The 2034-nt window shown below is 65.0% G+C and carries 2 protein-coding genes; one reads left to right on the top strand and one right to left on the bottom strand.

The window, feature by feature from the left end:
* On the top strand, window positions 1-321 hold a 321-nt coding region (locus A5780_RS27445), incomplete at its 5' end, for a BlaI/MecI/CopY family transcriptional regulator (protein WP_064910138.1).
* 247 nt (window positions 322-568) lie between these two features.
* Here A5780_RS27445 and A5780_RS27440 read toward each other — a convergent pair.
* The gene (locus A5780_RS27440) at window positions 569-1660 is read right to left on the bottom strand and encodes a M56 family metallopeptidase (RefSeq protein ID WP_062965805.1); all 1092 of its coding nucleotides are present in this window, start codon (window positions 1658-1660) and stop codon (window positions 569-571) included.
* Window positions 1661-2034: the final 374 nt, after the last annotated feature.

Genomic DNA, 2034 nt, shown 5'->3' with positions numbered 1-2034 from the left:
CGGGTGTGGGGCCGCACGGATTCGGTCACGGTCCGGGAGATATACGACGAAATGTCGGGGGAGCGTGAGATCGCCTACACCACGGTGTTGTCGACTATGGACAACTTACGCCGCAAGGGGTGGCTGGACCGGGCGCGCGAGGGCAAGGCCTTTCATTACTGGCCGACGGTGACGCGGGAGGAGTACTGCGCGCGTCTGATGCGAGAGGCGCTGGGGGTGGGTGGCCGATTCGAGGTTGTCCTGACGCATTTCATCAACGGCATGAGCGCCGAGGAGTCTGAAGGACTCCTGGCCGCGCTACGCCGACGTATGGGGTGCTGATCGCCTACCTCCAGCCCCGTGGATGTTACCTAAGTCACAATCCAACCGCGGAGTGGATACTATTTACGTACGTAGATAGTATTCGTGGGAAGGCTTGCGGTGCGTTACCGCACCGCGAGGGCGCCGAATTCAGCAGCGGCGTCTGCGATCGGGGTCGACAAGTCGTTCCCTCATAGGCTTGTCGACCCCGACCGCTCCTTTGTCGGGCCCAAGCGACGCCGCGCGCAGGTTGTGGGTGACCGGGCGATCAATGTGAGGGTCGAGAAACAGTGCGCGCGATTGCCGAATAGGTGTGCGGTTGCGCGTGGGGATGGTGGTCGTCGCAGCCGAGTTGGTGCAACGCGACCGCGATGATGTGCGAACCCAGTGCCGTGGCTTGATCGTCGTCTGCGGTGCACACTGCCAGGCCCACCGCCGACATGACCATCGCCACCAAAGGGCCCACCGTGGCGAATGCGGTGGCGGCGCTGAGTTTCAGCCGCGTTGCCCACCGTCGTTGCGGGCGGACGTTGATGGTGAGGCGTTCCACCCGGGCGGCGACACTGGTCCCGGCGGCGCCGAGCGCACCTGCTCGCTCTCCGGCACCGGACAGCACGAGAAGAGCCGAGGTGACGGTCCGGTTTCCGTGGGATCTGGCGGCCACGTCGTCGGCACACATCTCCGCGAGCTGGGCCACTTCGACGGCCCCGGCCCGGAAAAGCTGGACTCGTGGAAACAGGCCGGCCAGTCCGCGAGTCAGGGCCAGGAGCACGTGGTGGCGACCGGCGAGATGTGCGCGTTCGTGCGCCAGTACGGCTTGCAGATGGGCATCGTCCAAGGCTTCGACCACGCCCTGGGTGACCACCACGGTGTCGGGTTTGCCGGCGACGCAATAGGCCATCGGTTCATCGAGATCGATGACGAAAACGTCCAACCGGGAATTGTGCCGACCGATGACCCGCGCCATGCGGGCGTGATCATGTGTCACCGATCGCGCTCGCAGCAGGCCGGCTGTCAACCGGGCGAGCAGAAATCCGCCCGCGACGGCGGCCATAGCGGCCAGCGACAGCAGGGCTACCTGGATAACTGCCCCGTATTGCCCGGTCGCCGCGTCGTGCAGCTGGAGCAGGCAGCTGTCCAGAATGCTGGTCTCGCCGGGGTGAGACATGTCGTGCGCGATATCGACGACGACCACCACAATCGCGGCAGCCCACGAGACTGCGACCGAGACGATCGCGCACAGCCAGGCGGTCAAACCCAGCCGCGGTGCGATGCCGTCGCGCGTGTAGCGACGCAGTACCGAAGGCGCGAGGACCGCGACGACGAATCCGTAGAGCAGCAGGCAAACTGCACTGCTCACGTGGTCACCTTTCCCTGGAAATCGACTGGGATGTTCAGTGTGATGAGCGGGGCCCCTCGTGACGGGGACCGAATCAGCTGGGCGCTGCGTGCGTACTGCACAGAGTATTCGATTGTCCGCGCTGGGAATACCTGCGTTCCCGCTGTATCGATTTCGCTACTCGCACAGGGGTTTTCGGGCGCGGAGGATATTTGACCGAATACCACCCCGCGCTCAGCTCAGGTCGACCTGGGCCACCTTCGCGGCGCCGACGGCCTCGGCGATCGCGGACTGCACATCGGCCGGGACGGATTCGTTGACGCGCAGGATGACGGTCGCGCCTTCCTTGTCGATGTCCTGGCTCAGCTGCGCGGCCTTGATGTCGATGGCCGCCT

This window comes from Nocardia sp. 852002-20019_SCH5090214, assembly GCF_001665865.1.
Classification (GTDB): domain Bacteria; phylum Actinomycetota; class Actinomycetes; order Mycobacteriales; family Mycobacteriaceae; genus Nocardia; species Nocardia nova.
The sequence above is the reverse complement of the archived record's forward strand: the minus strand, read 5'-3'. Positions and strand labels throughout refer to the sequence as shown.